General features: G+C 72.7%; 25 protein-coding genes. 3 read left to right on the forward strand and 22 right to left on the reverse strand.

Annotated elements, in window-relative coordinates; all coding sequences use genetic code 11:
• Positions 1–26 precede the first annotated feature (26 nt).
• From IE290_RS16530 to IE290_RS16560, 7 genes are all read right to left on the reverse strand, one after another.
• Entirely contained in the window at positions 27–1,562 is a 1,536-nt protein-coding gene (locus tag IE290_RS16530) for a bifunctional uroporphyrinogen-III C-methyltransferase/uroporphyrinogen-III synthase (protein WP_191245456.1), read from the reverse strand.
• 55 nt (positions 1,563–1,617) lie between these two features.
• Positions 1,618–2,574, reverse strand: a complete 957-nt coding sequence (gene hemC, locus IE290_RS16535; protein WP_191245457.1) for a hydroxymethylbilane synthase — start codon at positions 2,572–2,574, stop codon at positions 1,618–1,620.
• Positions 2,571–3,896 carry a glutamyl-tRNA reductase gene (locus tag IE290_RS16540; RefSeq protein ID WP_191245458.1) on the reverse strand — a complete coding sequence of 442 codons (1,326 nt, stop codon included), beginning with the start codon at positions 3,894–3,896 and terminating at the stop codon, positions 2,571–2,573. The genes hemC and IE290_RS16540 overlap by 4 nt, the downstream gene beginning before the upstream one ends.
• Complete coding sequence (locus tag IE290_RS16545) at positions 3,897–4,676, reverse strand: redox-sensing transcriptional repressor Rex (RefSeq protein WP_191245459.1); 780 nt, start codon at positions 4,674–4,676, stop codon at positions 3,897–3,899. It lies immediately after the preceding gene.
• A gap of 165 nt (positions 4,677–4,841) precedes the next feature.
• Positions 4,842–6,350: a molybdopterin-dependent oxidoreductase gene (locus IE290_RS16550; RefSeq protein ID WP_191245460.1), complete on the reverse strand. Its 1,509-nt coding sequence runs from the start codon at positions 6,348–6,350 to the stop codon at positions 4,842–4,844.
• Positions 6,351–6,369: 19 nt separating this feature from the next.
• Entirely contained in the window at positions 6,370–6,606 is a 237-nt protein-coding gene (locus IE290_RS16555) for a glutaredoxin family protein (RefSeq protein ID WP_191245461.1), read from the reverse strand.
• A 7-nt stretch (positions 6,607–6,613) separates the two neighbouring features.
• Positions 6,614–8,107: an AMP-binding protein gene (locus IE290_RS16560; RefSeq protein ID WP_191245462.1), complete on the reverse strand. Its 1,494-nt coding sequence runs from the start codon at positions 8,105–8,107 to the stop codon at positions 6,614–6,616.
• 224 nt (positions 8,108–8,331) lie between these two features.
• On the opposite strand from IE290_RS16560, the gene IE290_RS16565 reads away from it, so the two are divergent.
• Together IE290_RS16565 and IE290_RS16570 are read left to right on the forward strand one after the other, a co-directional pair.
• Complete coding sequence (locus IE290_RS16565; RefSeq protein ID WP_229874566.1) at positions 8,332–8,922, forward strand: sigma-70 family RNA polymerase sigma factor; 591 nt, start codon at positions 8,332–8,334, stop codon at positions 8,920–8,922.
• A gap of 39 nt (positions 8,923–8,961) precedes the next feature.
• On the forward strand, positions 8,962–9,960 hold the full coding sequence (locus IE290_RS16570) for a DUF5667 domain-containing protein (protein ID WP_191245464.1): 999 nt from the start codon (positions 8,962–8,964) through the stop codon (positions 9,958–9,960).
• Positions 9,961–9,964: 4 nt separating this feature from the next.
• On the opposite strand, the gene IE290_RS16575 is transcribed toward IE290_RS16570, so the two are convergent.
• Together IE290_RS16575 and IE290_RS16580 are read right to left on the reverse strand one after the other, a co-directional pair.
• Positions 9,965–10,279, reverse strand: a complete 315-nt coding sequence (locus IE290_RS16575; RefSeq protein ID WP_191245465.1) for a DMT family transporter — start codon at positions 10,277–10,279, stop codon at positions 9,965–9,967.
• Positions 10,280–10,292: 13 nt separating this feature from the next.
• Entirely contained in the window at positions 10,293–12,248 is a 1,956-nt protein-coding gene (locus tag IE290_RS16580) for an ABC1 kinase family protein (protein ID WP_191245466.1), read from the reverse strand.
• 181 nt (positions 12,249–12,429) lie between these two features.
• Between IE290_RS16580 and IE290_RS16585 the strand changes: the two genes are divergently transcribed.
• Positions 12,430–13,266: an HAD family hydrolase gene (locus IE290_RS16585; RefSeq protein WP_229874567.1), complete on the forward strand. Its 837-nt coding sequence runs from the start codon at positions 12,430–12,432 to the stop codon at positions 13,264–13,266.
• A gap of 95 nt (positions 13,267–13,361) precedes the next feature.
• Here IE290_RS16585 and IE290_RS16590 read toward each other — a convergent pair whose 3' ends face one another.
• The 13 genes from IE290_RS16590 to IE290_RS16650 form a co-directional block, all read right to left on the reverse strand.
• Positions 13,362–13,517: a hypothetical protein gene (locus IE290_RS16590; RefSeq protein ID WP_191245467.1), complete on the reverse strand. Its 156-nt coding sequence runs from the start codon at positions 13,515–13,517 to the stop codon at positions 13,362–13,364.
• Positions 13,518–13,542: 25 nt separating this feature from the next.
• Positions 13,543–14,535 (reverse strand): lysophospholipid acyltransferase family protein, encoded by a 993-nt coding sequence (locus IE290_RS16595; RefSeq protein ID WP_191245468.1) that lies wholly within the window; start codon positions 14,533–14,535, stop codon positions 13,543–13,545.
• A gap of 28 nt (positions 14,536–14,563) precedes the next feature.
• A complete protein-coding gene (locus tag IE290_RS16600; protein WP_191245469.1) occupies positions 14,564–15,589 on the reverse strand; it encodes an NAD-dependent epimerase/dehydratase family protein in 1,026 nt (341 codons plus the stop codon).
• 192 nt (positions 15,590–15,781) lie between these two features.
• A complete protein-coding gene (locus IE290_RS16605) occupies positions 15,782–15,883 on the reverse strand; it encodes a 30S ribosomal protein bS22 (RefSeq protein ID WP_017986394.1) in 102 nt (33 codons plus the stop codon).
• Positions 15,884–16,204: 321 nt separating this feature from the next.
• Positions 16,205–16,417 (reverse strand): helix-turn-helix domain-containing protein, encoded by a 213-nt coding sequence (locus IE290_RS16610; RefSeq protein ID WP_191245470.1) that lies wholly within the window; start codon positions 16,415–16,417, stop codon positions 16,205–16,207.
• Between the two features lie 188 nt (positions 16,418–16,605).
• Entirely contained in the window at positions 16,606–17,412 is an 807-nt protein-coding gene (proC, locus tag IE290_RS16615; protein ID WP_191245471.1) for a pyrroline-5-carboxylate reductase, read from the reverse strand.
• Positions 17,413–17,435: 23 nt separating this feature from the next.
• Positions 17,436–18,263, reverse strand: a complete 828-nt coding sequence (locus IE290_RS16620) for a thioesterase family protein (protein ID WP_191245472.1) — start codon at positions 18,261–18,263, stop codon at positions 17,436–17,438.
• Entirely contained in the window at positions 18,260–19,186 is a 927-nt protein-coding gene (locus IE290_RS16625) for a proline dehydrogenase family protein (protein WP_191245473.1), read from the reverse strand. Before IE290_RS16625 ends, IE290_RS16620 begins: the two co-directional genes overlap by 4 nt.
• A gap of 83 nt (positions 19,187–19,269) precedes the next feature.
• Positions 19,270–20,043, reverse strand: a complete 774-nt coding sequence (locus IE290_RS16630) for a sugar phosphate isomerase/epimerase family protein (protein WP_191245769.1) — start codon at positions 20,041–20,043, stop codon at positions 19,270–19,272.
• A 25-nt stretch (positions 20,044–20,068) separates the two neighbouring features.
• Complete coding sequence (locus tag IE290_RS16635) at positions 20,069–21,715, reverse strand: Rv0497 family membrane protein (protein ID WP_229874536.1); 1,647 nt, start codon at positions 21,713–21,715, stop codon at positions 20,069–20,071.
• A gap of 88 nt (positions 21,716–21,803) precedes the next feature.
• Complete coding sequence (locus IE290_RS16640; RefSeq protein ID WP_191245474.1) at positions 21,804–22,811, reverse strand: Ppx/GppA family phosphatase; 1,008 nt, start codon at positions 22,809–22,811, stop codon at positions 21,804–21,806.
• Between the two features lie 66 nt (positions 22,812–22,877).
• Entirely contained in the window at positions 22,878–23,567 is a 690-nt protein-coding gene (locus IE290_RS16645; protein WP_027936104.1) for a response regulator, read from the reverse strand.
• The gene (locus IE290_RS16650; RefSeq protein ID WP_308431359.1) at positions 23,567–24,787 is read right to left on the reverse strand and encodes a sensor histidine kinase; all 1,221 of its coding nucleotides are present in this window, start codon (positions 24,785–24,787) and stop codon (positions 23,567–23,569) included. Before IE290_RS16650 ends, IE290_RS16645 begins: the two co-directional genes overlap by 1 nt.
• Between the last annotated feature and the right edge of the window lie 81 nt (positions 24,788–24,868).

Consider the following 24,868-nt stretch of genomic DNA (forward strand, 5'->3'; position numbering starts at 1 on the left):
CACAGACGGCCCCGAGCCGGCGGAATTCAGGAAGAACGCCGGGTGCGCTTCGCCTTGCGGGGCGGCGGCAGGGCGCCCTCCGCGCGCAGCTTCGCCGCGTGTGCGGCCAGCGCGTCGACCAGGTGGGGCACGTCGGCGACCTCCGGCTGCACGTCCACCCGCAGGCCGAACTCCACCGCGGTCTCCGCGGTCTTCGGCCCGATGCACGCCACCAGCGTGCGCGTGTGCGGCTTGCCGGCGATGCCGACCAGGTTCCGCACGGTCGACGACGAGGTGAAGCAGACCGCGTCGAACCCGCCGGTCTTGATCATCTCGCGCGTCTCGGCCGGCGGCGGCGCGGCCCGGACGGTCCGGTAGGCCGTCACGTCGTCCACCTCCCAGCCGCGGTCGACCAGGCCCGCCGACAGCGTCTCGGTGGCGATGTCGGCCCGCGGCAGCAGCACGCGGTTCACCGGGTCCAGCACGTCGTCGTACGGCGGGAACTCGGCCAGCAGACCCTCGCTGGACTGCTCGCCCTGCGGGATCATCTCCGGGTTGATGCCGAACGCCCGCACGCGCGCCGCGGTGGCCTCGCCGACGCAGGCGATCTTCACGCCGGAGAAGGCTCGGGCGTCGAGACCGAACTCCTCGAACTTCTCCCACACCGCCTTCACCGCATTGGCCGAGGTGAACACGATCCACTGGTAACGGCCGTCGACCAGGCCCTTGACCGCGCGCTCCATCTGGGCGGGGCTGCGCGGCGGCTCGACCGAGATGGTCGGCACCTCGTGCGAGGTGGCGCCGTGGATGCGCAGCCGCTCGGCCATCTCGCCGGCCTGCTCCTTGGTGCGCGGCACCAGGACCTTCCAGCCGTACAGGGCGCGCGACTCCCACCAGGACAGCTTCGACCGCTGCCCGGCCTGCTCGCCGACGGTCACCACGAGCGGGCCGACCAGCTCACCGGCGTCCTGCGACAGGCTCGCCAGCGTGGTGTCGACCGTGCGCTGGGTGTTGATCGTGCCGTTGGCGGTCACGGCGACCGGGGTGGTGCCGGCCAGGCCGTGCTCGGTCAGCGCGCCCGCGGCCTCGGCCAGCTGGGCCGACGTCGCGTGCAGCACGATCGGGCCCGGCGCCGCGGCCACCTTCGCCCAGTCGACGTCGCCGCGGACGTCCACGTCGGTGTAGCTGCCGCCGAGCGCGATGCCGGCGTAGGCGGGCACGGCCGAGCCGGGCGTGATGCCGGGGACCACCTCGAAGACCGCGCTGGTCTTCGCGACGGCCTGCACCTCGGCGACGGCGGCGGCGCTGGTCAGCGGGTCACCGCTGGACAGGCGCAGCACCAGCCGTCCGCCCTTGGCCTCGTTGGCGAGGTCCTTCGCCACCTCGGCCGGCTCGCCGACGGCGGGCCGGACCTCGGCGTCCGCGCTGGCGCCCGCGAGCACGCCGGCGGGCACGTCCGGGTCGGTCACCACGACCTCGGCCTTCGCCAGGAGCTCCTGGGCACGTACGGTCAGCAGTCCGGCGTCGCCGGGGCCGGAGCCCACGAAGGCGACGCGCCCAGCGGTTGTCCGCGCGGGGGTCATCGTGTCTTTCTCCTATTGATCGGCGCGAGCACGCCGTACCGTTCGAGGAACTGGTTTACCGTGATTCGCGGCCCGGGCCGGACAGCGCGCCGGCTCCGAGGTCGAGCAGCTCCGCGGCCAGGTCGCGGCCGAGTTGCTCCGCTTCGCTCTTGCCGGCGACCGCCGAGGCCCGCAGCAGCTGCACGGACTCGTCGTCGAGGCCTGCGGCGGCGACCCCGCGCAGCGAGACGTTCTCGATCACCGAGCCGTCCGCGTCGAGATCCTCCACCACCTCGGCGAGTGCGCCGACGGGCGCGCTGCAGCCGGCTTCGAGCGCGGCCAGCATGGCCCGCTCCGCCGTCACCGCGGCCCGTGTCGCTTCGTCGTCCACAATGGACCGAAGAAGGTGTTCGATGTCCACGTCGTCGACGCGGCACTCCACCGCCAGCGCGCCCTGAGCGGGCGCGGGCAGCATCTGGATCGGGTCCAGGGTCTCGGTGATCACGTCGGCCCGGCCGAGGCGGACCAGACCGGCGCGCGCGAGCACGACGGCGTCCAGCTCGCCGTCGAAGACCTTGTTCAGCCGGGTGTCGATGTTGCCCCGGATGGGCACGACCTCGAAGCCGAGGCCGAGCGCGCGCAGCTGCGCCGTGCGGCGCGGCGAGCCGGTGCCGATCCGGGAACCGGAGGGCAGCTCGCCCAGGGTCAGCCCGTCGCGCGCGATCAACGCGTCACGCGGGTCCTCCCGCGGCGGCACGGCGGCCAGCACGATGCCGCGCTCGGGCGCCGTCGGCAGGTCCTTGTACGAGTGCACCGCGACGTCGACCTGCTTGTTCAGCAGGGCCTCGCGCAGCGCGGAGGTGAACACGCCGACACCGATCTCCGCGATCGGCGCGGTGGAGCGGTCGCCGGGGGTGGAGACCGTGACGATCTCGACCTCCTGCCCCGCCTTGCGCAGCGCGTCGGCGACCGTGCCGGTCTGCGTCAGGGCGAGTGCGCTGCCCCGCGTCCCGATCCGAATGGTCCTCGTCACTTGCCTTCACCGTCTGTCCTGGGCAGGCGCTCGGTGGTCGGGCTCGACACGACGGCCGGCGAGGCCGGGTCGAGCTCGAACAACTCGCGGAGCGCGTTGGCGTAGTCCGTGCCCTGGGTTTCCGCGGCGAGCTGCTTCACACGCACCGTCGGCGCGTGCAGCAGCTTGTCCACGACCCGGCGCACGGTCCGGTTGAACTCGTCGCGGACCTCGGCGTCGAGGCCGGGCAGCCGGTTGTCCAGCCGCAGCATCTCGGCGTCGACGACCTCGGCGGCCCGCTTGCGCAGCGCGGTGACGGTCGGGGTGACCGCGGCGCTGCGCTGGGCGGCGAGGTACTCGCGCACCTCGTCCAGCACGATGCCGTTGGCCTTGGCGATCTGCTTGGCGCTGCCGGCCGAGCCGTGCGAGTCCATCCGCCTGCGGACGGTCTCCAGGTCGACCAGGCGCACGCCGGGCAGGCTGTCCACGTCGGGGTGGACGTCGCGCGGCAGGCCGAGGTCGCACACGACCACCGGGCGCTCACCGCGCGCGGCCAGGTGCGCGGGGGTGATCACGACGTCCTGGGCGCCGGTGCAGGCGACCACGACGTCGGCGTCGGCCAGGCGGGCGGTCAGCTCGTCCATGCCGGCGGCCACGGCGGGCACACCCTGCTCGGTGACGTTGGCCGCGAGCCGCTCGGCGTTGGCCAGGGTGCGGTTGACGACCGTGATCCGGCCGATGCCGCCCTTGCGCAGCTGGCTCGCCGACAGCGCGCCCATCGAGCCGGCCCCGACGATCACCGCGTGCTTGCCGGCCAGGTCGGGCGCCTCGCCGAGGGCCTCGGACACCACGGACGCGCCGAGGTGGTCCAGCCCGGTCTCGGAGTGCACGCGCTTGCCGACGCGCAGCGTGGTCTGGATCAGCTCGTGCAGGGTGCGGCCGACGGTGCCGGCGTCGCGCGCGGCGGCGTAGTAGTTGCGCACCTGGCCGAGGATCTGGGTCTCGCCGACGACCATCGAGTCCAGGCCGGAGGCCACGGAGAAGATGTGCTCGACCGCGGCGCCCGCGTAGTGCACGTAGAGGTTGTCGTAGAGGTCGGCGGCGTCGCAGCCGGCCTGCCGGGCGAGCACCTCGGAGATGTCGGCGAGGCCGCCGTGGAACGCCTCGACCACCGAGTAGACCTCGATGCGGTTGCAGGTCGAGACGACCATGACCTCGTTCACGTGCGGCGACTGCTGGAGCTCGTGCAGGACCTTGTCCAGCTCCGTCGCCGGGATCGCGACCTTCTCCAGCGTGCGGAGATCGGCAGTGCGGTACGACAGCCCGACGGCCAGGACACTCACTTAGCGCACCACCATTCCGTTACCCACGTTCTCCGCTCGCCGGGCCACGTGGAACGACAGGATCTGCAGCTCCACGGCCAGGTCGACCTTGCGCACCTCGACGTGGTCGGGCACCTGCAGGACCACGGGCGCGAAGTTCAGGATGCACTGCACCCCGCCCTGCACCAGCCGGTCGGCGACCGTCTGGGCGGCGGGCGGCGGCGTCGCGATGACGCCGATCGAGATCCCCCGCTCCGAGCACACCTCGGGGATGTCGTTGAGGTGCGAGACCGGGATCCCGCCGACCGGCACGCCGATCAGGTCGGGGTCGATGTCGAACAGCGCCTCGACCGGGAACCCCCGGCCGGGGAAGCCTCCGTAGTTGGCCAACGCATGACCGAGGTTACCGATTCCGACGACGGCGACCTTGTGCTGTCGCGTGAGTCCCAATATGCGCTCGAGCTGGGCGACCAGGACGGCGACCTCGTAGCCGACGCCGCGGGTGCCGTAGGAGCCGAGGTAGGACAGGTCCTTGCGCAGCTTGGCGGAGTTCACGCCGGCGGCGGTGGCGAGCTCCTCGCTGGCCACGGTCGTCGCGCCCTGCTCGGCCATCGCCGACAGGACGCGCAGGTAGACGGCGAGACGGGCGACGGCGGCCTCCGGGATCGCGCGGACCCGGGCCTCCTCGGCGCCGTTCTCGGTGACCGCGGGCATCTCCGCGGTGGGGGCGTTGTCGGCGTCCGGGGTGGACAGCTTCCGGGCGACGGCCGCACCGTTTCGCCGGCCACGCTGTGACACCACGCCGGCCTCCTCGTTCCACGCCCTCGATGAGCTTCGAATTCCCCCTTGACCCGGGCCGCGAAGTCGGGTTTGATGCACGGCCGCCGTGAGGGGTACCGGCAATACGGTAGCCACTTGTGAACGCAGGCACAAAGTGGCTGGTCAACGGCATGACCGAAAGCACACCTAGCGCGCGGTGAACGTGATCGTGTGCCAGCCGGTGGCGCCGTCCGGGACCACGTCGGCGAGCCGGTCGGTCTGGATGTAGCCGCCGCGGTCCGTCGCTCGCACCCGCACCGCGTGGCTGCCTCGCGCGGCCGGCACGTCGGCCCACCACATCCGCCACGCGTCGACCGTGACCTCGGTGGACAGCTCCGCCGTCACCCACGGCCCGTCGTCCACGCTCACCTCGACCCGGTCGATCCCGGTGTGCTGCGCCCACGCGATCCCGGCGACCCGCACCTGCCCGGCGGCGACCGGACCGCGCGGCGCGTCGATCCGCGACTGGGTCTTGACCGGCGCCTGCTCCGCCCAGCCGCGCTGCAGCCAGTACGGCGTGCGCGCGTCCCAGGTGGTCACCTCGAGGTCGGTGACCCACTTCGTCGCCGAGACGTAGCCGTAGAGCCCGGGCACGACCAGCCGCGCCGGGAAGCCGTGCTCGATGGGCAGCGGCTCGCCGTTCATCCCGATCGCGAGCATCGCCCCGACGGAGGGATCGGCCATCGCGGACACCGGCGTGCCCGCGGTCCAGCCGTCGGCGCTGGTGGAGAACACCTGCTCGGCCCCGGGTGCGACACCGGCCTCGGCCAGCAGCTCGGCGAGGTCGACGCCGATGAACCGCGCGGTGGAGATGTAGGGCCCGCCGACCGGGTTGGACACGCAGCACAGGGTCACGATCCGCTCGACCAGCGGCCGGTTCCGGATGTCGGACCAGGACCAGGTGATCTCGCGGTCGACCATGCCGTGGATCCGCAGCGACCAGTCCTCGGTGCGCACCTGCGGCACCACGAGCGCGGTGTCGATCCGGTAGAAGTCCGCGTTGGGCGTGAGGAACGACGGGGTGCCGAACTTCGCGAAGTCCGCGCCGGCGGGCACCGGTGGCGCGGTCCGGGCCGGGATCAGCGGACCGACCGCCGCTCGGGAACCCTCGGCGTCCTTGCTCGTGCCGATCAGCTCCCCGGCAACTCCGGCCGCCCCGGCGCCCGCCACCGCGATCAGGAAACTCCGCCGCGCCGCCGACGAGTACTGCCCGTCCAGCGCGGTCCGGTGCAGCCAGGCGAACACCGCGAGCCCGGCGACGAGGCTGACCACCGGCGCGAGCAACGCGATCTGCCCCAGGTCCGGACGGGTGAACACGGCGACGCCGCCGAGCACGCCGACCACGGACACGAACACCAGGCCGGGCGCGGCACGGCGGCGGGAAGCCAGCCCCGCGGCCACCGCGAGCGCCAGCGCCACCACGGCCATGCCGGTCAGCAGCACGGCCTTGTCCGCGGTGCCGAACGTCCGCACCGCGAAGTCCTTGAGCCAGCCCGGGGTCAGGTCGATCGCCGCGTTGCCGACCGCGAAGAACGGCGAGGCGCTCGCGCCGACGAACCCGGCCACCAGGTGGCCCGCCCCGAGCGCGGCGACCAGGGCGATCACGCCGATCAGCCCGGCCACGGGCGCGGACAGCCGCGGCGAGTCGGTGCTCACCCCACCAGTGTGACCCCGGTCAGGCCAGCGCGGCGCGGAAACGGTCCTCCTCGACCTTCCAGTAGCCGTGCTCCGCGCCGTCGACGAGGATCACCGGCACCCGGTCGCCGTACTCGGCCTGCCACTCCGGGTCGCTGTCGACGTCCTCGGCGCGCCACGGCACGCCCAGCTCGGCGCAGATCCGCTCGACGTCGCGTTCCGCCTGGACGCACGACGAGCAGCCCTGGCGGGTCATCACGGTCACTTCGTGGGCCATGCCGAAATCATCCCCGCAGCTGCACGCGGCGCAGCTTGCCGGTCGGCGAATGCGGCAGCCGCTCGGCGAACTCGACCGTGTGCGGCACCTTGTACCCGGCCAGCTGGGCCGCGCAGTGCTCGACGACCTGCTGCTCGGACAGCGACGCGCCGGGTGAGGGCACCACGACCGCCTTGACCGCCTCGCCGCTGCGCTCGTCGAGCACCCCGACCACGGCCGATTCGGCGACCTCCGGCAGCTGCCCGATGACCTCCTCGACCTCGTGCGGGTACACGTTGAAGCCGTTGACGATGATCAGGTCGTTGGCGCGGTCCACCAGGTGCAGGTCGCCGTCGCTGTCCAGGAAGCCGACGTCGCCGGTGCGGAACCAGCCGTCGGCGTCCGGCCCGTGCGTCCCGTCCGGCCAGTAGCCGGAGAACAGGTTCGCGCCACGGATCGCGACCAGACCGGTGCCGTCGCCGTCCTCGTCGAACACGTCGTCCGGGTCGTCCGGGTCCAGCGGCACCGGTTCGCCCGAGCCGTCCGGCCCGACCAGCCGGACCTCCACCCCGGGCAGCGGGCGGCCGGTCGATCCCGGTTTGGGGTAGCCGGTGACCAGGGTCGACGTCACCACCGGCGCGGTCTCGGTGAGCCCGTAGCCCTCGAAGACGCCCAGCCCGGTCTTCTCCCGGATCGCGGCCAGGACCTTCGGGTGCAGCGGCGCGGCGCCCGAGGTGAGCAGGCGGACCGTGCCCAGGCCCGCGGCCAGCTCCTCCGGCTCCAGCGCGGCCAGCTCGGCGTACATCGCCGGGACGCCGCCGATCACGGTGACGCGGTGGTCCGCGCACGCCTGCAGCGCCTGCCGCGCGTCGAACCGCTCGGCCAGCACCGCCGTCGCGCCCACCGCGGTGCTCAGCAGCAGCCCCGGGCCGAGGCCGTAGACGTGGAACAGCGGGATCGCGATCAGCACCCGGTCCGGGTGCCCGACCGGCGCCGGGTCGATCCGGCCCAGCTGCTCGAGGTTGGCCAGCAGCGCGCGGTGGGACAGCATCACGCCGCGCGGCGGTCCGGTGGTGCCCGAGGTGTAGGACAGCACGGCGATGTCCTCACCGCCGCCGCGGGCGGGAAAATTCGCACCGGGACCGATTTCCGGCCGCAGCACCGGCGTCTCGTCCGCGCCGTCGTCGGGGTTCCGGCTGATCACCAGGCGCGCGCCGCTGTGCGCGAGCACGGTGTCCAGTTCCGGGCGCGGGGCCAGCGGCGAGATCGGCACGGCGATCGCACCGGACCGGGTGACGCCGAACAGGGTCACGGCGAAGTCCGCCGAGGTGGGCAGCCGCAACGCGACCCGGTCACCGGCCCGCACGCCCTGGTCGGTGAGCCGCTGCGCGAGCCCGCCCGCGGCCGCGTCCAGCTCCGACCAGGTCAGGCTGACACCGGCCGCGGTGTCGATCACCGCGACGGCGTCCGGCCACTGCCCGGCGGCGCTGGTGAGCAGGCCGGCGATGTTGCCCGTTGTCATGGAGGTCAGTGTGGCACCATCCAGGCGCCGTCTCACCCGTCATGGGGAAGCTCGGCGATCGTCGCTCTTCCGAGACCCCCGCCACTACCTACTTCCGGGTAACTACACGTATGCTGCTTCTCGCGTCGTAGTGGTGATGATCACTCGGGCCGGACGAAGGAGTCGCCGTGACGAACTGGCTTGCCGCCCGCCCAGCGGGTCTGCACGTCGGCACGGTCACCCACGTGGACGAGGTGCCGGACGAGCAGGCGGGGCCGTGGGCCCTGGTCCGCGCCGCCCAGCAGGGTGACACCGCCGCCTTCGGCGTGCTCTACGACCAGTACGTCGACGTCGTCTACCGCTACGTGTACTTCCGCCTCAGCGACCGCGAGCTGGCCGAGGACATCACGAGCGAGACCTTCCTGCGGGCGCTGCGCCGGATCTCCTCGGTCAGCTACCAGGGCCGCGACGTCGGCGCGTGGTTCGTCACCATCGCCCGCAACATCGTGCTCGACCACCTCAAGTCCAGCCGGTACAAGCTCGAGGTGGTCACCGACGAGGTGGCCGACTCGGGCACGGCGCCGTTCGCCGCGCCCCCGGGGCCGGACGCGGGCCCGGAGCAGCAGGCGGTGACCAGCGCGACCCGCGACGCGCTGCTGTCCGCGATCGCCGGCCTGGGCGACGACCAGCGGGAATGCATCGTCCTGCGGTTCATCCAGGGCCTGTCGCTGGCCGAGACCGCGCAGATCATGAAGCGCAACGAGGGCGCCATCAAGGCGTTGCAGCACCGCGCGGTGCGCAAGCTCGCGCAGCTCCTTCCGGACGGGTGGCGCTGAACGCGTAACAACCGGACGGTTTGCGTCGTTGCAGGTGGTGTGGAGGAACACCGGTGGTCGGCGCGTGAGCTGGAGGTCATCTCCGGTCTTCGCGGACTGGGTCGCGCCGTCGAACCGGACGAGCACACCAGGGCGCGGATCCGCGCCGACATCTCGCGGAAGCTGGAGGCGGAACCCAGCCGGCGCCGGCGCGTGCTGGCGACGTTCCTCGCCGCCGCGGCCGCGCTGATCGTCTTCGTCGGAGGGGTCGGCCTGCTGCTCTCCCGCGAATCGCTGCCCGGTGACCCCCTCTACGGCATGAAGCTGGCGAGCGAGGACGCCGAGCTGCAGCTCACCTTCGACGAGGCCGCGCGCGGCTCGAAGCACCTGCAGTTCGCGTCGAACCGGCTCGACGAGCTCGCCGCGATGCCCTCCCCCGACGCCTCCGCTTTTCTGACAACGTTGTCGGCATTCGCGACGGAGGCGACGGCCGGGACCGCGCAGCTCACCGTGCTCGGCGTGCAAGGCGACACGGCGCGGCTGGACCAGCTGCGGACGTGGGCGCGTGAGCAGGCCGGCAAGCTCGGCGGCCTCGGCGTGCCGGACGGCGCGCGCAACGGGTTCACCCAGGCCGGGGCGCTGCTCAACCGCATCGACGCGCGGGCGGTGGCGCTGGCCTCGCGGCTGCCCTGCTACCGCATCACCACCGGCGAGGCCGACGACCTGGGCGCGATCCCGGCGGCCGGCGAATGCACCATCCCGCCGGACGCGCTGCTCGGCGTTCCGACCGAAGCGCCACTGCCGCCGGTGAGCACGGTGTCCCCGCCGCCGGTCGACATCGCGACGACGCCGACCGCGCCCGCTTCGACCACGCCGGTCGTGCCTCCCGCGACGGGCCCGCTGCCGCCATCGAGCAGCGGACAGGCGCCGCCGGTGCTGCCGCCGCCGATCAGCGCGCCGACCAGCACCCGGCTCCCGGCGCCGTCGACCACCACACCACCGCCGTTGATCTCGATCCCGCCGCTGATCCCCGGCCTGCCGGGCCTCGGCATCGGCTGACCGCTCAGTGCAGGACCTTCAGGCCGACCACCCCGGCGACGATCAGCCCCAGGCACACCAGCCGGGCCGCGGTGGCCGGTTCCCCGAGCGCGACCATGCCGTACAGGGCGGTCCCGAGCGCGCCGATGCCCACCCACACGGCGTAACCGGTGCCGATCGGGATGGACCGCATCGCGTAGGCGAGCCCGGCCATGCTGGCGGCCAGCGCGACCACGAACACGAGGCTCGGCCCGAGCCGGGTGAAGCCGCGGGCCGCGTTCAACGCCGCGGCCCAGACGGTTTCGAGGATCCCGGACACGATGAGCACGATCCACGCCACGGCAGGCAGTCTCTCAGCCGGCCCCGCGGCGCTGCGCCCGGAACACCACGAACAGCAGGCGCAGCCCCAGCAGCGCGCTGATCACCAGCAGGTTGTAGCCGAACACGTGGTTCAGCGTCAGCTCGGGCAGCACCCGGGGCCCGCCGGTGCTCGCCAGCAACAGGACCGCCATCAGGCCGGTCGCCGCGCCGGTCAGGGCCAGCAACAGCTCGTGCAGCATGCCGAAGACCACCGCCCGGTCGCGCTCGTCGGCGAAGGTGCGCACGTTGACCGTCAGCCGGCCCTGCTCCAGCGCCGACGTCAGCCGGTCCACGCGGCGGGGCAGGCGGCGCAGCACCGGCAGCATCGCGACCAGCTCCTCGGTCGCCGCGCCGCGCAGCGAGCCGGGCCGCAGCCGCTCCCCGACCAGCGAACCGGCGAACGACCGGGACTCGCCGAGGATGTCGAAGCCCGGCGACAAGAGACCGAGCGTGCCCTCCATCGTCGCCAGCGCCCGGAACACCGCCGCGATCGCCGGCGGGATCGACAACCGGAACTCGGCGATGATCCGGAACAGATCGGTGAACAGGTCCGCGTCCGGCGACCGGCCGTGCGACAGGTGCTTGGCGATCAGCGCGCCCAGCGCCCGTTCCAGGCGCTGCTCGTCGATCTCGTCCGGCCGGTCCACGATCTCCAGGAGGCCGTCCCGCAGCCCCTCCGGATCACCGCGGTCGACAGCGGCGAACAGGTTCGCCAGGCCACCGCGCAGGGACGAGTCGAGGCGGCCGACCGACCCGAAGTCCAGCAGCCCGAGGGTGCCGTCGGTGAGCAGGAGGACGTTGCCCGGGTGCGGGTCGGCGTGGAAGACGCCGTGCAGCAGGACCTGCCGGAGCAGCGAGTCGAGCAGGCCGCGGGCCAGGACCGCGCGCCGTTCGGCTGGCACCTCGCCGATGCCCTCGCGCACCGGCACGCCGTGCAGGCGCCGCATGACCAGCACGCGTTCGCCGGACAGGTCGGCGTGCACGGCGGGCAGCGCGACGGGCGAGCCGTTCTCGGCGGCGGCGACCGCGGTGAGGTTGCGGGCCTCGACCCGGAAGTCCAGCTCCTCGGTGAGCGCGGCGCGGAAGCCTTCGGCGAGGTCGAGCACACCGAGCGACCGCGCCCAGGCCGCGCGCAGCTCGAGCGAGCGCGCGACGCGGAAGACGATGTCCAGGTCGCGCTCGACGATCCGGTCGATGCCCGGGCGGCGCACCTTGACGACGACGTCCTCACCGCTGTGCAGCCGGGCCCGGTAGACCTGGGCGATCGACGCGGCGCCGAGCGGTTCGGGGTCGAACTCGGCGAACACCTCGGCGCGCGGGCGGCCCAGCTCGGCCTCCAGCTCGCGCTCGACGTCGGCGAATGGCACCGGCGCGACGCGGTCCTGCAGCAGGCTCAGCTCGTCGATGAACACCGGCGGCAGCACGTCCGGCCGGGTGGACAGGATCTGGCCGAGCTTCACGAAGGTGGCGCCACCGTCCTCCAGCGCGCGCCGCAGCGAGCGGGCCAGGGTGGCGTGCCGGCCGGAGTCGGTGACGCGGCGGCCGGTGAGGTACGGCCCGATGCCGTGCTTCACCGCGATGCGCGTGATCTGCGAGTACCGGCGGGTCCGGGCGAACCGCGCGCGCAGCGACCGGACCCGGCCGAGCAGCCCGAGCCCGCCGCCGCTGGGGACGGCCATCTCGGCGAGGAACAGGAAGATCAGCGTCGCCAGGAACGCGCATCCGGCGAGCGGCAGGATGAACCCGAGGTAGGCGCCGGTGGAATCGCGTGTCAGCACCCCGATCCGGCCCGCCAGTCCACCCGCGACGGCCCACCCGGCGGCGGCGCCGAGCAGCGCCCGGAACGTCCCGATCCGCACGCCGAGCACCCGGCGCGAGGCGACCACGAGCGGCCACAGCATGAGGAGGTAGACGGGCAGGCTGAGCAGCCCCAGCAGCGTTGGCGACATGGTGATTTCCCCCGGGGTGCGATGAGTGCCCCGATCGAAGCACACCGGCGCCCGGTCTGGAGGGATCGCCTGATCCGGATGCGTGACCTGCTCGCTACGCTGATCCCAGGGACAAGCGCAGGAGGCGGTGTGCGTGTGGCGTAGCAGGGGTGACGGCCCGGAGCGCGAACGGCTCGCCGAGATGGCCGGCGAGGCGTCGGCCGACGCCGCCGTGGCCATGGAGGCCCAGGCCGACGTGCCCCCGGCCCCGCCGGACCTGACCGCCGCCGCGTTCTTCGACGTGGACAACACGATGATGATGGGCGCGTCGATCTTCCACTTCGCCCGCGGGCTGGCCGCGCGCAAGTACTTCACGACCTCGGACCTGGCCGGGTTCGCGTGGCAGCAGATCAAGTTCCGGGTCGGCGGGCGCGAGTCGCACAGCGGCGTGCAGTCGAGCCGGGAGCAGGCGCTGTCGTTCGTCGCGGGCAAGACGGTCGCCGAGATGAACCAGGTCGGCGAGGAGATCTACGACGAGCTGATGGCCGACAAGATCTGGTCGGGCACCCGCGCGCTGGCCGAGATGCACCTCAACGCGGGCCAGCGGGTGTGGCTGGTGACGGCGACGCCGGTCGAACTGGCGGCGATCATCTCCCGGCGGCTCGGGCTGACCGGCGCGCTGGGCACGGTCGCCGAGCACGTGGACGGCGTCTACACCGGCCGGTTGGTCGGCGATCTGCTGCACGGGAGGGCGAAGGCGCACGCGGTGCGCGCGCTGGCCGCCCGGGAGGGCCTGAACCTCCGGCGGTGCACGGCGTACTCGGACTCGTCGAACGACATCCCGATGCTGTCGGTGTGCGGCACGGCGGTGGCGGTCAATCCGGACGCCGGCCTGCGCGAGGTGGCGCGCGCCCGAGGCTGGGAGATCCGCGACTTCCGGACCGGCCGCAAGGCCGCGAAGATCGGGGTGCCGTCGGTGCTGGGCGCGGGCGCGCTGGCGGGCGCCGTGGCGGCCGGAATGGCCTACCGGCGCCGCTGACCACCCCCGCCGCCCGCGGCGGGTTCCCGCCGCCCCGGCGGCGTGTTGGCCACTCCCGGCCCGCGGCAGCGGTTCAACCCCTCGCGCGTGCCGGCCTACCGGCGCTGCTGCCCCCGCTCACCGCGCCGGTCGTCACTCCGCCGGTTCTGCGTCGATTCGCCGGCCGGGATGCCCGTCACCAGGTTCGCCAGCTTCAGCACCCCGCCCACGACACGCCCCACCGAGTACGCGATCCGCGTGATCAACCCCATGCCACCCAGGATGGCACGAACCCGCTCAGTCCTTGAACGGGCTGCGCCGGTGCGCCAACCGCCGGTACAGGGTCGTCTGGATGGACTCGCGCACCTGGTCGGTCAGCGAGAACACCAGCATCGGGTCGTCGAGGTCCTCCTCGGCATAAGAATCCGTCTGGATCGGCTCGCCGAACTCGATATGCCACTTCGTCGGCAGCGGGATCGCACCCAGCGGCCCCAGCAGCGGGAAGAACGGCGTCACCGGGAAGTACGGCAACCCCAGCAACCGCGCCAGCGGCTTCAGGTCACCGATCTTCGGGTAGATCTCCTCGGCACCCACGATCGAGCAGGGGATGATCGGCACCCGCGTCCGCAGCGCCGCCGACACGAACCCGCCGCGCCCGAACCGCTGCAGCCGGTACCGCGCGGAGAACGGCTTGCCGATGCCCTTGTAGCCCTCCGGCCACACCCCGACCAGCTCGCCGGAGCACAGCAACCGCTCGGCGTCGGCCGCGCACGCCAGCGTCTGGCCGGTCTTGCGCGCCAGCGCCCCGAGCAGCGGCGTCTTGAACACCAGGTCCGCGCCGAGCATGCGCAGGTGCCGGTGGCCAGGGGTCTCGTCGTGCACGGCGACCGCCGTCATCACCGCGTCCAGCGGCAGCGTCCCGGAGTGGTTGCACACGATGAGCCCGCCGCCCTCGGCGGGCAGGTTCTCCACGCCGTGCGTGGTCACCCGGAAGTACTTCTCGTACAGCAGCCGGAACGGCGGCAGCACCACGGTGTCGGTCAGCTCCGGGTCGAACCCGAACTCGTCGACGTCGTAGTCGCCGGTCAGCCGGTGCCGGACGAACTCGAGGAGCCGGCTCAGCGGGTCCGGTTCCGGGGCCGGCGCCTCCGCGGCCGGCGGGCTCTGCGTCGGGAACGCCACGACGGGCGCGTCGGCGGGGGTTTCCCCGGCGCGCGGCGGGACGTCCGCCGGCTTCTCGCGCCCGGGTGCGTGCAGGGGGATGACCTGGGCTTCCGCGCTGGTCGTCACTTGTCTTGCCCCGCTTTCCTCTCTCTGGTCATCGGACTGCCGCCAGCACCTTGCCGGCCGCTCCGGCCAGCTGCTCACCGTCCAGCACGGGACGCAACCCGCGCCCGGTGACGTAGTCGTCGAAGGCCGCCTCGCTGGACCACCGCGGCCGGTAACCGAACACCTCGGTCAGCCGGGTGGTGTCGACGACCCGCCCGTAGTTCAGCAGGCGCACCTGGTCCGGCGAGAAGTCGACCCTCGCGCCACGCAGCATCCTGCCCACCGTGCCGACCATGGTCCGCGGCACCGGCAGCTCGACCCGGCCCGCTCGCCGGATCGCTTGGGACAGTGTGAGTACCCCGTCCCCGCCGGCGTTGAACACGCCCGGCTTGTCCTCCAGGGTCGCCTTCTCCAGGATCGCCAGCGCGTCCGACGAATGGAGCAGCTGCAGCCGCGCGTCGAAGCCGAGCACCGTCGGCACGACCGGCAGCGCGAAGTAGCGGGCCAGCACGGTGTCCACGTCCGGCCCGATGACGTTGGTGAAGCGGGTGGTGGTGATGGTGAGGTCGGGGCGTCGGCGGGCCAGGCCGCGCACGTAGCCCTCCATCTCGACGGCGTCCTTGGCGTAGCCGGTGGACGAGGTCGGGATCAGCTCGGAGTCCTCGGTGAACACCGCTTGCGACCGCGGCCCGGCGCCGTACACGGCGGCGGTGGACTTCACGACGAGCTTGCGCACCTTCGGCGCGCGCTGGCAGGCGGCGAGCAGGCGCATGGTGCCGATGACGTTGACTTCCTTGATCGCCGTGCGGCGGGCGGGACCGGCCGGGTGCACGGTGGTCGCGCAGTGCACGACCGTGTCGACGCCGGCGGAGTCGATGATCTTGGCGATCAGCGGGTTGCGGATGTCGGCCCGGACGAACTCGGCGTGGCCCAGGCGCTGCAGGACCGACCTGGGCGGTGGCGCGGTGTCGACGCCGATGACCCGCTCGAGGTCCGGGTTGTTGCCCAGCCGTACCAGCAGCCTGCCTCCGAGTTCGCCGCCGACCCCGGTGACCAGCACGACGTTGGACGCCATGAAACCCCCTGACAAGGGTGTGGGATGTGGTGTTCGCGGCAGTCGCCGATGCTACCCCGGACCGCGGCCGGAGTCAGGAGGCCTAACACGCTGTTAACCCAGGTCAGGGACTTTGGTCACTGATCGCCAGGGAAAAGCGCGCGGCCCGTCCAGGATCTGGACGGGCCGCGTGAAGAGGCGTTCGCGCAGGGTTTACTTGCCCTGCTTGCGACGCTGCATCCGCGTCCGGCGCAGCAGCTTGCGGTGCTTCTTCTTGGACATGCGCTTGCGGCGCTTTTTGATCACCGAGCCCACGGGTGCTCCTTCACGTTTCGTCTGCTTCACACGCTGCCCAGCGCAACGTCCAAAGAGTTGAAGCGCTACAGGCACGAGCGGCCCTTAAGGTTACCGGGCGGGCCCGCGCCGCGGCGCGGGCCCCCGGCCTAGTAGGTGTTACTGGAGCGGCGGAGCCGCACCACCACCCAAGCAGCTCGCACCGCTGCGGGTTCTGAGGTGGTTCCTCGCGAGGACAGCGCCGACGTGGTGAATTGGACATTCATGAGTCGGCGATCCCACAGCGAGGGGCCGCCTCAGGTTCCGCTACCCGCACCGCTGCGCAAGCCGCACTCCCTGTTGTCAGCCCACATCGAAGTAGGCGTTCTCCAGATACTGGTGGACAGCCTTCTCGGGCACCCGGAACGACTTGCCGACGCGTACGGCCGGTAGCTCGCCCGAGTGCACGAGCCGGTAGACGGTCATCTTGGAGACCCGCATCAGCGTGGCCACCTCGGCGACCGTCAGGAACTGGACCTGCCCGACAGCGGGCACGTCCTTGTTGTTCGACGGCATACGTCACCGTGCCCTTCGACACGTGTCGTGCCGCTCGGCTTCCCCACCGGGCGGTACCGACACGCACGTGCTTCACCCTTGAGGGTAGCGGGACACCTGGGGCCAATGCGACGCCCGGCGGGTACTTTCCCGCGAAAGAGCCCGCTCGGCGGCGCCCGTTCGGCCTAGTCAGAGCCGGTGCGCGGGGCTCATTCGTGGGCTTTGCCGAGTTCCACGGACCGGTCCCGCGCCGCTTCGATGGCGGCCAGCAGCGCGGCGCGGACACCGTGTTTCTCCAGCTCGCGGATCGCGTTGATGGTGGTGCCGGCCGGGGACGTGACGGCCTCCCGCAGGATCACCGGGTGCTCGTTGGTCTCGGCGAGCATCTTCGCGGCGCCCACGGCGGACTGGATGATCAGCTTTTCGGCCACCGCGCGGGGCAGTCCGAGCAGGATGCCCGCGTCGATCATGGCCTCGACCAGGTAGAAGAAGTAGGCCGGGCCGGAGCCGGACAGCGCGGTGACGGCGTCCTGCTGCGCCTCGGGCACCTCGACGACCTGGCCGACGGTGGCGAGCATCTCGGTCACCAGCGCCACGTGGTCGGCGGTGGCGTGCTTGCCGGGCGACACGGCGCTCATCGCCTCGCCGACGACCATCGGGGTGTTCGGCATGACCCGCACGACCGGCACGCCGTCGGGCAGGCGGCGCTCGTAGAGGCTGGTGGGCAGGCCCGCGCAGAGCGACACGACCAGCGAGTTCGGCCCGACGAGCGGCGCCAGCTCGGCCAGGACGGGCTCGATGTCCTGCGGCTTGACGGCGACGACGAGCACGTCGGCGCGCTTGGCCGCCTCGGTGACCTCGACCCCGGCGACGCCGTAGCGAGCGGTCAGCTCGGCGGAGCGCTCCGGGTGGCGTTCGGTGAACAGCAGCTCCTCCGCGCTCCGGCCGCCCTGCAGCAGGCCCGCCAGCAGCGCCTCACCGATCTTCCCAGCCCCGAGAACCGCGATAACCGTCATGGCACCAGCGTGCCAAAGGCCGCTCAGGGGGCCGGGGCCAGGGCCAGTTGCCGCGCCTGGCAGACCAGCCGTCCGGCGGAGTCGATCACCGTCGCGTCGGAGTCGAACCACGCCTCCTGCACCGTGCGGCACTCGACCTGCACGCGGAGCCATCCGGGGGCCGGGCGGGCGCGCACCAGCGCCGTCAGCTGGGCCGTCGGCGCCCAGCCCATCCGCCCCAGGTTGAACACCACCGGCGGGTTGATGTCGCCCGCGAGCAGCGCGAAGTACGCGTCCGGCACCGAGTACCGCGGCTTCACCCACAGCCGCAGCCGGGGCGGGTCGCCGTTGCGGCCGGCCAGGTACCCGGCCGTCGCCGGGTCGATGCGCACGTCGCAGCCCTTCGCCAGGTTGAACACGCCCTCCGACGTCTCCCCGGCGAGGTGGATCGCCCGCGGCGGCGGCTCGACCGGCATCTGCGGCAGATCCGTCCAGTCCGCCCGCCGCACCGGCAGCCGCCCGGTGGTGACCGTCGCCTCGACGCAACTGCGGCCGCGCTGCTCCAGCCGCACCGCCACGACCGTCGCGCGGCGGCCGACCTTGCGGATGTCCGTCCGCAGCAGAGCCGGGCCGATCGCCGGCGGCCGCAGGAACTCCGCGCTCACCGCGAGCGGATCCGTCGACGGCTCGCCCCGCTCGGACAGCACCGCCAGCGCCGCGCGGGCCATCAACGCGATCAGGAATCCCCCGTGCGGGTGGCCGCCGATGGACCACTCGTGTCGCAGATCGGCGGTCAGCGTGCCGTCACCCAGCGACCGGACGGCGCACGCGGCCTCGAAGGACGCCGGGTCCGGAACCTCTGCCGCGCTCACGAACGGCTGACCAACGCGCGCAGGAAGAACACCAGGTTGGCGGGCCGCTCGGCGAGCCGCCGCATCAGGTAGGGGTACCAGTGCTCCCCGAACGGCACGTACACGCGCACCGTCTCCCCCTCACCGGCCAGCCGCCGCTGCTCGTCCGGGCGGACCCCGTAGAGCATCTGGTACTCGTAGCTGCCCTGCTTGCGGCCGTACCAGCGGGCGCGCTCGGCCAGGATCGCGATCAACCGCGGGTCATGGGTGGCGAACATGGGGTAACCGTCGCCCGCCAGCAGCAGGTTCGCACACCGGACATAACCGAGGTCGACCTCGTGCGCCCGCGAGAACGCCACCTCGTCGGGCTCGGCGTAGGCCCCCTTGCACAGCCGGACCCGCGAATCCGCCACCGCCAGCGCCCGCACGTCGTCCTCGGTCCGGCGCAGGTACGCCTGCAGCACCCCGCCCACCCACGGCCAGGTGCGGCGCAGTTCGCCGAGCACGCGCAGCGTCGCGTCGGTCGTGGTGTGGTCCTCCATGTCGAGCGTCACCGTGGTGCCGCACTGCTCGGCCGCCGCGCACACCCGGTACGCGTTGTCCAGCGCGAGCCGCTCGTCCAGCCGCAGGCCCAGCGCGGACAGCTTGACGCTGACCTCGACCCGCGCGGTCAGGCCCTCGGCGTAGAGCCGGTCCAGCAGCGCCAGGTAGGTCTGGACCGTCTGCTCGGCCTGCGCGGGCTCGGTGACGTCCTCGCCGAGGTAGTCCAGCGTCACCCACAACCCGTCGTCGACCAGGCGGCCCACCCGCGTCACCGCGTCGGCCACCGTGTTCCCGGCGACGAACCGCTCGACCACTCCGGAGGTTCCCGGGGTTGTCGCCACGAGGTGGCGGACCACCTCGCTTCCGGCGGCGGCGAGGATCAGCGAGCGCAGCGGGTTCACAGCGGAAACTTTACGTGTTCATCTATCGGAAGCCCATGATCCGGGCCGCCGCCCACGCCAAGAAGTTGATCTTGTAACGCGCCTCACTGGCCGAGGTGGAAACGCGCGAACAGCAGCGCCTCGGCCAGATCACGGGCCCGGTCCGCGGCGCTCACCGCGCGCCGCGTGTTGACCTCCAGAACCACCTGTCCGGTGAACGAGCTCGCGACCAGCTTCTCCAGCAGCTCAGCGCACGGCTGGTTCCCGCGGCCCGGGACGAGGTGCTCGTCCTTCGGGACACCCGTCCCGTCCGCCAGGTGCACGTGGGTCAGGCCGCGGCCCATCCGCTCGGCCAGCTCCATCGCGTCCATGCCGGCCGCGGCGCTGTGCGACAGGTCGAGCGTGTAGTGGCGATACCCGACTTCCGTAGGGTCGATCGACGGCCGGAACGCCGACACCCGCGCGTCGCGGCGGCCACCCGGCGGCCGGACCTTGAACATGTTCTCGACCGCGATCTCGACGCCGGTCTCGTCCTCCAGCTCGGCCACCAGGTCGGCGAACATGTCGCCGTAGCGGCGCTGCCACCGGAACGGCGGGTGCACCACGACGGTGCGCGCGTCCAGCTCGATGGCCGCCTCGACGCTGCGCCGCAGCCGCACGACCGGGTCCGGCGACCACACGCGCTGCGTGATGAGCAGCGACGGCGAGTGCACCGACAGCACCGGCACCCCGGTCTGCCGGGACAGCCGCCGCAGCGCACCCACGTCCTGGCTGAGCGGGTCGACCCAGACCATCACCTCGACCCCGTCGTAACCCAGCCGCTGGGCCAGCTCGAAACCGGCGCCGGCCCGCAACGGCCAGACCGACGCGGTGGACATCCCGATCGGTACCGGCACGCTCGCACTACCTCGACAAGAGCAACAACGCCGCGGGCGAGACGGTCACCACGAGACCGACGAGCACCGCGAGCACCGTGGTCTGGATGTCGTCCGCGCGGCGGATGCGCCGCACGATCCACACCAGCCCGACGATCACGACCAGCGCGGCGATCAGCGCGGCGGCCGGGATCTGGCCCCACAGCCAGTTGAAGCCCAGCCACACGGCCGCACCACCGACGACGCCACCGGCCAGCTGACCGGCCATCGACAGCCACTGCTTGGCCGGTGACGGCTCCGGCTCGCGCTTCTTGGCGCGGGCCGGTTCGGCGGCGGCCTCCTCGGGCTCGTCGTCGTAGTCATAGGCCTGTTCAGGACCCTCCTCGGCCGGGCCGAAGTCGCCGAACTCGTCCACGTCGTCGTCATCGTCGGCGAACGGGTCGTGGAACCCGGTGGCCTCCAGGGCCTCGCCGGGGTCGTCCTGCGGTGGGCGGCCGGGCAGATGCGGCGGCGCGTGGAAACCGGTCGGCTCGTCGGGGTCCGGCTCGTCCCGCACCGGCGGCATGAGGCCGACCTCGGTGTCCTCCTCGGCCGGGGCCTCCGCCCGGCCGCGGCGCCAGCGCTGCAGGCCGGCGGGCGGCGCGGACAGCCCGGCGGGTGGCGCGTCGGGGGCCGGGTCCTCGACCGGCTTGACCTCGCCGACCGGCTCGAACTGCTCGGTGCTCGGGTCCGGCGGGGGCGTGACGCGCGCCGGTGCGCGACGGGGACGCCGCGGCGGCGGGAACGTGCCGGTGGCGCGTCCTCCGGTGGGCGGGGCGTCCGGGTCGACCGGCGCGTCGAGACCGTCCAGGCGCGCGGCCAGCCCGGTGCCGGTCTCCTCGCCGGGCGGACGGCGGCGCAGCGGCGGCGGCACGGCCTCCGCGGGCGGCACCGGCAGCGCGCCGGACTCCGGCGGCGGCAGCGGCAGCGCGCCCGACTCCTGGGGCGGGCGGCGCACGAAACCGGAGTCCTGCGGATGCGGGCGCCGCAGCGGCATCGAGTCCTGCGGCGGAGGCGGCAACGCGCCGGTGTTCGGGCGCGCGAAGCCGCCTGAATCCTGCTGACCGCGGCGCGGCGGAGCGCCCGCCGGGCCGGGCGGCTCGGGCGTGACCGGCCGCGGCAACGCCGCCGAGCTCTGCTGACCAGGGGAAACCGGCGGAACGGGCGGCTCGGGGGTCACCGGCCGCGGCAGGGCCGCGGAGCTCTGCTGACCGGGGTTCTCCGGCGGGACGACCGGTCGCGGCATGGCGGCCGAGCTCTGCTGACCAGGGGGAACGGGCTGACCAGGGGGAACCGGCGGGCCCGGCTCGGGACGGCGGAAACCGCCGGAGTCCTGCCGGCCCGGCGAGTCGGGCATCGCGCGACGGCCGCCGTTGCGTCCCGGCGGCGCCCCGTTCGGTGCCGGCGGCGCCCCGTTGGGTGCCGGGGGCGCGCCGTTGGCGCGGACCCGGTCGATGATCGCCTGCGGACCGGTCTCCGTCGGGTCCTGGGCGCGACGCGGGCCGTCGTTCTCCTCCGGCGCGTCGTCGTCGGCCGCGCGCCGGCGGCGCCGCCTGCCCTCGATGTTCCCGCCGTGCAGGGCGAGCAGCTCGGCGACGGTCTTCTGCGAGCGGTCTTCTCGGCTCTCTCGGCTCATCGTGTCATCCCAAACAGCGCGTAGGGCCACAAGACGCGGGCTCGTGTACCGCACACGCCCACCACCGCCTTACGCATCCTTCCGCCTTTCACCGTGCCTGATCGAGCTCACCGAGGTCCAGCCGGTTGCTGTCACCGGTGGTTCTGCCGCGGCGAACAGTCGTCTCGTCACCGTTGGAGTGATCAAGACGCCGCAGGATGACGCCCTCTCGCAGCGCCCAGGGACAGATCTCCAGTTCTTCCAGCGACAGCGCCCGCATCGCGGCCTGCGCCACCAGCGCGCCACCGGCCAGCTGGTGCGCGCGGCTCGCGCTGACCCCTTCCAGCTCGGCGAGGTCGGCCGCCTCCATCCGGGAGATGAACGCGATGAGCTGCCGCAGTGCGGTCTGGGACAGGGTACGGCGTACCCGCGGACCGGCTGCGGAGGGAGCCGCCCCGGTCAGCCTGGCCAGGGATCGGAAGGTCTTCGAGGTGGCCACCACGCGGTCCGGGACGCCGACCTTGGCGACCCGCTTGGCCAGCGGCGCGAGCTGGTCCTCCAGCCAGGCCGAGGTGGAGACCAGCTCGGAGCGGGTGGGCGGATCGTGGGCGAACCGGGTGCGGGTGATCCGGCCCGCGCCGAGCGGCAGCGACTCCGCCAGCGCCGGCTCCTCGTCGATCCCCATCGCGACTTCCAGCGAACCGCCCCCGATGTCGAGCACCAGCAACTGACCGGCCGACCAGCCGAACCACCGCCGCACCGCGAGGAAAGTCAACCGCGCCTCGTCAACACCGGACAGCACGGTCAGCTCGACACCGGTCTCGTCGGCGACCTTGCGCAGCACCTCGGAGCTGTTGTCGGCCTCCCGGACCGCCGAGGTGGCGAACGCCATCAGCTCCTCGCAGCCCAGCTTCGCCGCGGAGACCTTCGCCTCCTCGATGGCGGCCACCAGCGCCTGCGCGCCCTGCTTGGAGAGGTGGTTGTTCTTGGTGATCTGCTCGGCAAGCCGCAGCACGGTCTTCTCGGAGTGCATCGGCGTCGGGTGCGCACCACGGTGCGCGTCCACCACGAGCAGGTGGACGGTGTTGGACCCGACGTCGAGTACCCCTAGGCGCACAAAGCCCTACGGTACCGGTCGCACCCGTGTGCGGCCGCAAAGTGCCGGATAGGCCACCTCTGCTTGTCAGGACTCGAACTTGTACCCCAGGCCGCGGACGGTGACCAGGTGGCGCGGCGAGCCCGGGTCCGGCTCGATCTTCGAGCGCAGGCGCTTGACGTGGACGTCCAGCGTCTTGGTGTCGCCGACGTAGTCCGCGCCCCACACCCGGTCGATCAGCTGACCGCGGGTGAGCACCCGGCCGACGTTGCGCAGCAGGTACTCGAGCAGGTCGAACTCCTTGAGCGGCAGCGACACCTCGCCGCCGTCGACGGTGACCACGTGCCGCTCGACGTCCATCCGCACCGGACCGGCCGCGAGCACCAGCGGCGCCAGCTCGCCCTCGCCGCCGGTCTCGCCGCCGCGGCGCAGCACCGCGCGGATGCGCGCGATCAGCTCGCGCGCCGAGTACGGCTTGGTCACGTAGTCGTCGGCACCCAGCTCCAGGCCGACGACCTTGTCGATCTCGCTGTCCCGCGCGGTCACCATGATCACCGGCACGGCCGAGCGCTGCCGCAGCTGCTTGCACACGTCGGTGCCGCTCATGCCGGGCAGCATGAGGTCGAGCAGGACGATGTCGGCGCCGTTGCGGTCGAACTCGTCCAGGGCCTGCTGGCCGTTGGTGGCGACCGCGGCCGTGAACCCCTCCTTGCGCAGCAGGAAGGCCAACGGGTCGGCGAAGGACTCCTCGTCCTCGACGATGAGCACTCTCGTCACTACTTTCCTCCCTGGTTCCGGCCGTCTTTGGCGGCGGTCACGACGAGCCGCGACAGCTGCGCGGGGGTCTGGTCGTCCGAGGCGGCGGGGGTTCCGTCCCCGTTGCGCCCGGACTGGTGCATCGGGATCCGCAGGGTGAACGTGGATCCCGTGCCCGGCATGCTCCACAGCTTGACCTCGCCGCCGTGGTTGGCGGCGACGTGCTTGACGATGGCCAGGCCGAGCCCGGTGCCGCCGGTGGCGCGCGAGCGCGCCTTGTCCGCGCGGTAGAAGCGTTCGAAGACCCGCTGCTGGTCCTCCTCGGCGATGCCGATGCCGCGGTCGGTCACCGCGATCTCGACCATGCCGCCGGACAGGCGGCGGCTGATCGACACCGGGCTGCCCTGCGGGGAGTAGTTCACGGCGTTGTCGAGCAGGTTCGACAACGCCGTGACCAGCAGCGTCCGGTCGCCCTCGACGAGCAGGCCGCTCGGCTCGTCGGTGGTGATCTCGATTTCGCGGGACTCCGCAGACAGGCGGGTGCGGCCCAGCGCCTCCCGCACGACGGCGTCCACCTCGACCACGTTCAGGTCGGGCAGCCGCTCGGCGCCCTGCAGGCGGGACAGCGCGATGAGCTCGCTGACGAGCGTGCCCAGCCGGGTGGACTCGTGCAGGATCTTGCCGCCGAAGCGGCGCACCTCCTCGACGTCGTCCGCCGCGTCCAGCACCGCCTCGGCGAGCAGCGCGATCGCGCCGACCGGGGTCTTCAGCTCGTGGCTGACGTTGGCCACGAAGTCGCGCCGGACCGCCTCCAGCCGGGCGGCCTCGGAGTGGTCGACCGCCTCGACGACGGTGAAGCCCTCGCCGAGCGGGCGGATCTCGGCGACCACGGCCTCCGGCTGGCGGCCGCGGGCCTCCAGCGGGGACAGGTCGATCTCCATCGGATCCCCGGTCTCCTCGACCTGCTCGGCCGCGACCCGCGCGCGGGGGTCGGCGCGATTGGCCTGGACCAGTCCGAGGGCCTCGGCGCGGCGGTTGAACAGCACCAGGTCGCCGAAGCGGTTCAGCACCAGGATCCCGTTGTTCGACGAGCGCACCAGCCTGAGCAGCAGTTCGGCGACGGTGGGACCGCTCGGCCGCCGCTGGGCCCGCCTGCGCTGCAACCGCGGAACGAGGAGACCGGCGATCAGGCCGACCAGCAGACAGCCGACGGCCAGCGCAACTGAACCCGGCGCACTCACGGGTGAATCGTAAGCATGGAAGTGGCTGTTCGGCCTAGTCCTGGCCGCCTTCTCGTGATGGCTGTGACACCTTCACCGTGC

The sequence above is a fragment of the Amycolatopsis deserti genome, from assembly GCF_014653945.1.
Classification (GTDB): Bacteria; Actinomycetota; Actinomycetes; order Mycobacteriales; family Pseudonocardiaceae; genus Amycolatopsis_E; species Amycolatopsis_E deserti.